This window comes from Methylibium sp. T29 (assembly GCF_000576205.1).
Classification (GTDB): Bacteria; Pseudomonadota; Gammaproteobacteria; order Burkholderiales; family Burkholderiaceae_C; genus Methylibium; species Methylibium petroleiphilum.
In genome coordinates, this window is sequence record NZ_AZND01000201.1 from 1 (window position 1) to 6,145 (window position 6,145).

Sequence of the window (6,145 nt, forward strand, 5' to 3'; positions counted from 1 at the left end):
CCACCGCGGCGCCGGCCGGCGGCGCCCCCGAGGACCTGGTGACGGCCGGCGAGATCCAGGCGCTGCGCGCCAACCAGCACCGCCTGCAGGCCGAGGTGGTGATGCTGCGTGCGCAACTGCACCGGCTGGCCGCCGAGCTCGGCGTCGACCTGTCCTAGGGTGGCGGCCGGGTAATTTGCCCGAGCTGCGCCGGCCGCGTGCAAACGCCCGGCCCCGGGCCCAGAATCGCCAGCGCCCGCCGTGCGGGCTGCCTGACCCACCAGCCCGGATTCCGATGATGTCCCTGCGCCGCCTCCTCAGGTCTGCCTTGTTCGGCCTCGTGCTGGCCGGCACCGCCGCGGCCGGTGTCGCCGCACCGGGTGCCGGCCCGGCCGCCTGGAGCGGCGATCTGCGTCCGATCGCCGCCGACCAGTGGAACGCCGAGCGCGCCGCGCACCTGCTGGAGCGGGCCGGCTTCGGTCCCACGCCCGAGGAGATCGCGCGCTTCGCCGCGATGACGCCGCAGCAGGCGGTGGCCACGCTGGTGCGGCCGCAGGGCATCGACAACAGCCACCTGCCGCCGTTCGACGCCTCCGACATCCACGAGCCCGGCCTCGAACCGTTTCCCGCCAGCCGGCCGGCCACCACCGAGGCCGCCAAGGCGCGCGGCGAGGCGCTCGGCGTGGCTGCCAAGCCCGAGGGCAACCGCCGCCTGCAGCCGGTGGTCAACAAGTTCTTCTACTGGCTGCGCGCCAGCCGCCTGGAGACGCACCGCGTCGCCTACTGGTGGGCCAACCGCATGCTGCTCACGCAGCGGCCGCTGGAGGAGAAGATGGCGCTGTTCTGGCACGGCCACTTCGCCACCCACGAGGACAAGGTGCGCGACGCGCGCAAGATGCTGCAGCAGCTGCAGCTGTTCCAGGCCAAGGGCCTGGGCAACTTCCGCGAGCTGATGATCGGCGTGGCCCAGGACCCGGCGATGCTGGCCTTCCTGGACGCCGGCGTGAACGTGAAGGGCGCGCCCAACGAGAACTTCGCGCGCGAGATCATGGAGATGTTCACCATGGGGGTGGGCAACTACAGCGAGCGCGACATCCGCGAGGCGGCGCGCGCCTTCACCGGCTGGAACTACGACGACCTGCGCTTCGTCGTCAACCGCGCCCAGCACGACGACAGCGACAAGCTCGTGTTCGGCCGCCGCGGCCCGTTCGACGGCGTGCAGGTCATCGACCTGATCCTCGAGCAGCCGGTCACGGCCGAGTACCTGGCTGGGCGCATCTACCGCTACCTGGCGCGCGACGAGATCACCCCCGAGCTGCGCCGGCGCCTCGGCGCCGTGCTGCGCGACAACCGCTACGAGATCGCGCCGCTGCTCGAAGCCATCTTCCTCTCGCGCGACTTCTACAGCCCCGAGGTGGTGGGCACGCGCATCAAGAGCCCGGTGGAGCTGGTGGTCTCGACCTACCGCAAGCTCGGGCTGAAAGAGGTGCCGGGCGTGCCCGACTTCAACGACGTGACCGGCGCGCTGGGCCAGCACCTGCTGTACCCGCCCACCGTGGCCGGCTGGGCCTACGGCCGCAGCTGGATCACGCCGGGCCTGCTGATGGAGCGCGGCAACTTCGCGCGCGACGTGCTGTTCCCCGACTTCACCGCGCTGCCGAACGACCGCTTCCCGAGCAACGCCACCGGCCTGGAGATCCGCGCGGTGCACGAGCGCATCTCGCGCGGGCTCGACATCACCGCCGCCACCGTGCCCGAAGGCAAGGACATGGCCGGCGGCGAGGCGATGGCCATGTCCAACCGCATGAGCGACCGCGACGAGGAGTTCAACACCCGCTACGGCAGCTACCGCGGCTGGCAGAAGGCGGTCGAGGTGGTGAAGCCCATTCCGCGCACGATGGCGCGCGTGGACCTGAGCGGCCTCGTCGTCGCCAGCGGCAGCCGCAGCACGGCCGACGCGGTCGACGCACTGACGCGCCGCTTCCTGAGCGCACCGGTCGGCGCCGCGCAGCGCGCGGCCTGGGTCGAGTTCCTGACGCGCGAGCTGGGCACCGACCGCATCGACCGCGCATCCACCTACATGGAGGACGGCCTGCGCATGCTGCTGCACCTGATGCTGGCCAGTCCCGACTACCAGCTCGGATGAGGAAGGACCCGCGATGAGCGCTTCGTCCCACACGCCCGCACGCGGCGCCGCCCTGACGCGGCGCGCGCTGTTGCAGGCCGGCCTCGGCGGCCTGGTGCTGCCGACGCCGTTCGCCGCGATGGCGCAGCAGCCGGCCGTCGTGCCGGCGAGCGAACGGCGCCGCATCCTGGTGGTGCTGGAGATGTCGGGCGGCAACGACGGCCTGAACACCGTGGTGCCGTATGCCGACGACACCTACTACCGGCTGCGGCCCAAGCTCGGCATCCCGGCCCAGCGGCTGCGCCGCATCGACGACCACCACGGCTTCAACCCCGGCCTGGCGGGTTTCGAGCGGCTCTACAAGGACGGCAAGCTCGCCATCGTGCACGGCTGCGGCTACGACAACCCGAACTTCTCGCACTTCTCGTCGATGGCCTACTGGCACACCGCGGCGCCCAACAGCGGCGAGGAGTACGGCTGGGTCGGCCGCCTGGCCGACGCGATGCGGCCCGACGGCGCCAGCAACTTCATCGTCAACATCGACGCCACGCAATCGCTCGCGGTGCGCAGCCGGCGCCACGTGCCGGTGGTGTTCGACGACCCGGAGAAGTTCGTCCGCGAAGGCTTCTACGAGGAGCGCGGCCTGCTCGACCGGGTCGAGCCGTCCGAGGCCTCCGACAGCGGCAACCGCCGCTACCTGCGCGACATCGCCCGCAGCGCGCGCGACGCCTCCGAGCTGGTGCGCCAGGCGTGGTCGAAGTACTCCACGCCGGTCGACTACGGCGTGCTGCCGGTCGACCTGCCCAAGGTCGCCTCGCTGATCGCCGCCGGCCTGCCGACGCAGCTCTACTACGTGGCCTACCGCAACAACGCCTTCGACACCCACGTGCACCAGGCCGACCTGCACCAGCGCCTGCTGACCTACGTGTCCGACGGCGTGCTGGCCTTCATGCGCGACATGGAGCGCATCGGCCGTGCCGACGACGTGGTGCTGATGGCGTTCTCGGAGTTCGGCCGCCGCGTGCCCGAGAACACCAGCCTCGGCACCGACCACGGCACTGCCGGCCCGATGTTCATCGTCGGCAAGCCGGTGAAGGGCGGGCAGTACGGCCGGCCGGTCAGCCTGACCGAGCGCACGCCCGACGACAACCTGCGCCACACCACCGACTTCCGCCGCACCTACGCCACCGTGATGGACGGCTGGTTCGGTCGTACCGACACGCAGGCGGTGCTGCGGGGGCGCTTCGAGAGCTTCCCGCTGTTCGCCTGAGGAGGTACGGGCACTTCCGGTGCGAGGCGCGCCGTGGGAGCTGGCGCCGCGCCGGTCCGCTGTGTTGCGTTCATGTCCCCCGAGCCCGACCTCCGGTCGGGCTCTCCTCCTTTACTTCACTCCACACAGCGGCCCGTCGCGGCGCTTCGATACACCGCGGCGTGCCGAGGTTTGAAGACCTTCGCGCCTCTCGGTGGTACGTGCGACCAGGACGTCGGGTGAATGGCGCAGCGAGGTAGAGGAGGAGGGCGGCGGCCGGGAGGCCGACGTCCGGGGGACACGAGCGGAGCCGTTCGCCCGATGGCGTGGTCAGCAGCGCTCGGTGCAGGCGAACCGCAAGCGTCGGCCACGATCACTGGCAAGGCCATCCAACTTCGGCAATGATGTGTCCATGCGCGGACGGCCGCGCCCGAGGCCCGGAGGACGGCGATGCTCGACGCGGCGCTCCTGAGCTACCTGCTGGCGGCCGCCGCGCGCCTGTCGGGCTACGACCCGGTGCCGTTCGAACAGCTGCCCTCGGTCCAGCTGCTGCCGGCCTCGGTGCTCCGCTCGCAGGTCTGTCCGGTGCAGCCGCAGACCTGTGCCGACATGGTGGCCATCTACGACCACACCCGCAGCCGCATCCTGGTCAGCGACGAGCTCGATCCGCACAGCAGCCGCGACAACTCCTTCATCGTCCACGAACTCGTGCACGTGCTCGAGTCGCGCCGCAAGGCCTCGCAGTACCAGACCGACTGCGAGGAGACGCTCGAGTCCGAGCGCACCGCCTACCGCGCCCAGAACCTCTACCTGCGCGAGCAGGGGCGCCCGGAGCGCTACGGCGGGCAGCTGCAGCAGATGGTGTGCGCGCGCGAGCAGCCGCTCGGTGCCAGCGCGATGCGGCTGGAGATGGCGCCGGTCGGATCGCGCGACGAGATGGCGCTGGAGGCCTTCATGCAGGATCTCGGGCGCCGACGTTCGGCGAACGCTCCGCCGCGCTGAGCATCTCTTCCGACGCGCGATGGCCGTCGATCGGCCGCAGCGCCGCGAGGAACTGCTGCGTCGCGCGCTCCCACGAGTACTGCTCGCCGTGGCGGCGCACCGCCTCGCGCGGCAGCTGCAGCGCGCGCAGGCAGGCCACGCGCAGGTCGGTGTGCAGCACGCCGCCGGCGGAGCGGCCCACCACGTCGATCGGGCCCGGCACCGGGAAGGCGGCCACCGGCGTGCCGCAGGCCATGGACTCGGCCATCACCAGGCCGAAGGTGTCGGTCACGCTGGGGAACACCATCACGTCGGCGCTGCGGTAGAGCGTGGCCAGCGCCGGGCCGTCGAGCACGCCGAACCAGCGCACGCCCGGATAGCGCGCCTCGAGCCGGGCGCGCGCCGGGCCCTCGCCGGCGATCCATTTCTCGCCGGGCAGTTCGAGCTTCAGGAAGGCATCGACCTGCTTCTCCACCGCGATGCGGCCGACGTAGAGGAACACCGGGTGCTCGGCGCGCGGCAGGCGCGGGCCGTCGGCGCTGAACAGGCCCAGGTCGACGCCGCGCGACCACCAGCGCGCGTGCCGGAAGCCGCGGGCGCGCAGGTCGTCCACGATGGCCGGCGTGGGCGTCAGCGTGCCCAGCCCGGCGTTGTGGAAGCGCCGCAGCAGCGCATAGCTCCAGGCCGTGGGCAGGCGCGTGCGCGCGTGCACGTACTCGGGAAAGCGGCTGTGGTACGCAGTGGTGAACGGCCAGCCGCGCGAGCGGGCCACCGAGCGCGCCAGCCAGCCCAGCGGCCCCTCGGTGGCGATATGCAGGCAGTCGGGCGCGAAGGCATCGATGCGCCGCGCGACGCCGCGGCGCGTGGTCAGCGCCAGCTCGATCTCGGGGTAGCTGGGGCAGGGCATGCTGCGAAAGCCCTGCGGCGACAGCAGCTCCACCTCGTGCCCGAGCTTCTGCAGCTCGCGGCGCGTCATCTTCAGCGTGCGGACCACGCCGTTGACCTGCGGTTCCCAGGCGTCGGTGACGATCATCAGCTTCATGCGTTCTCCGGTGTGGCGTTGCGATGCGGTGCGGGGTGGGCGCCCAGGCTCGCGTGGCGGCGGTGCAGCGCGGTGATCGCGGCCGTGGCCAGCGCCACCAGGGCGCCGAAGCCCCAGATCAGCAGCGCCAGCGGCAGGCCGGCCGCGGTGAGCGCGGCATAGAGCGCCAGCAGGGCCAGCACGCCCAGGTTCTCGTTGAAGTTCTGCACCGCGATCGAGCGGCCGGCGCTCAGCAGCGTGTGGCCGCGGTGCTGCAGCAGCGCGTTCATCGGCACCACGAAGAAGCCGGCGCAGGCGCCCACCGCGGCCAGCAGCGGCGTGGCCGCGAACGGCTGCTCGATGACCGTCATCCACGGCACCAGCAGGCCCATCGCGATGCCCAGCGGCAGCACCCGCGTGGCGTTCGGCAGGCTCAGCCAGCGGCCGGCCGCCACGGCCCCGGCGATCAGGCCGAGCGCGGTCGCGATCTGCAGCCCTGCGGCTTCGTGCAGATCCAGCCCCAGCGAGTGCTCGGCCCAGCGCAGCACCACGAACTGCAGCGTCGCGCCGACGCCCCAGAACAGCGTGGTCACGGCCAGAGAAACGCGACCGGCCGGATCGCGCCACAGCCGGCCGTTGTCGTCGGCGAACTGCCGCAGCAGCCGGCCCGGCGCCACGCGCGGGTAGCGCGCGCCGCTGTCCGGGATGCACAGGTTCAGCACGCCGGCCAACACGAACAGCGCCAGCACCGTGAGCAGCGCCGGCAGCAACTGCGTGCCGCCGGTCGGCA

4 protein-coding genes and 1 pseudogene are annotated in these 6,145 nt (G+C 72.1%); 3 read left to right on the forward strand and 2 right to left on the reverse strand.

Translation table 11 applies throughout. The annotated features are described in order from the left end of the window. Nucleotides 1-277 precede the first annotated feature (277 nt). The 3 genes from x551_RS17280 (at nucleotide 278) to x551_RS17290 (ending at nucleotide 4,355) form a co-directional block, all read left to right on the forward strand. Entirely contained in the window at nucleotides 278-2,125 is a 1,848-nt protein-coding gene (locus x551_RS17280; protein ID WP_231497748.1) for a DUF1800 domain-containing protein, read from the forward strand. Nucleotides 2,126-2,138: 13 nt separating this feature from the next. Beyond that, nucleotides 2,139-3,374 (forward strand): DUF1501 domain-containing protein, encoded by a 1,236-nt coding sequence (locus x551_RS17285; RefSeq protein WP_051495861.1) that lies wholly within the window; start codon nucleotides 2,139-2,141, stop codon nucleotides 3,372-3,374. Between the two features lie 429 nt (nucleotides 3,375-3,803). Then, nucleotides 3,804-4,355 carry a hypothetical protein gene (locus x551_RS17290; RefSeq protein ID WP_036234805.1) on the forward strand — a complete coding sequence of 184 codons (552 nt, stop codon included), beginning with the start codon at nucleotides 3,804-3,806 and terminating at the stop codon, nucleotides 4,353-4,355. Here x551_RS17290 and x551_RS17295 read toward each other — a convergent pair. Beyond that, nucleotides 4,306-5,376 carry a glycosyltransferase family 1 protein gene (locus x551_RS17295; RefSeq protein WP_036249764.1) on the reverse strand — a complete coding sequence of 357 codons (1,071 nt, stop codon included), beginning with the start codon at nucleotides 5,374-5,376 and terminating at the stop codon, nucleotides 4,306-4,308. The genes x551_RS17290 and x551_RS17295 overlap by 50 nt on opposite strands. Beyond that, nucleotides 5,373-6,145: pseudogene (locus tag x551_RS17300) on the reverse strand (lysophospholipid transporter LplT); the annotation flags it as partial. The pseudogene x551_RS17300 and the gene x551_RS17295, both read right to left, overlap by 4 nt.

Excerpts from the sequence above, each read along its gene's own strand:
- x551_RS17290 (WP_036234805.1), top strand. The coding sequence starts at position 3,804 with ATGCTCGACGCGGCGCTCCTGAGCTACCTGCTGGCGGCCGCCGCGCGC.
- x551_RS17285 (WP_051495861.1), top strand. The coding sequence starts at position 2,139 with ATGAGCGCTTCGTCCCACACGCCCGCACGCGGCGCCGCCCTGACGCGG.
- x551_RS17295 (WP_036249764.1), bottom strand. The coding sequence starts at position 5,376 with ATGAAGCTGATGATCGTCACCGACGCCTGGGAACCGCAGGTCAACGGC.
- x551_RS17280 (WP_231497748.1), top strand. The coding sequence starts at position 278 with ATGTCCCTGCGCCGCCTCCTCAGGTCTGCCTTGTTCGGCCTCGTGCTG.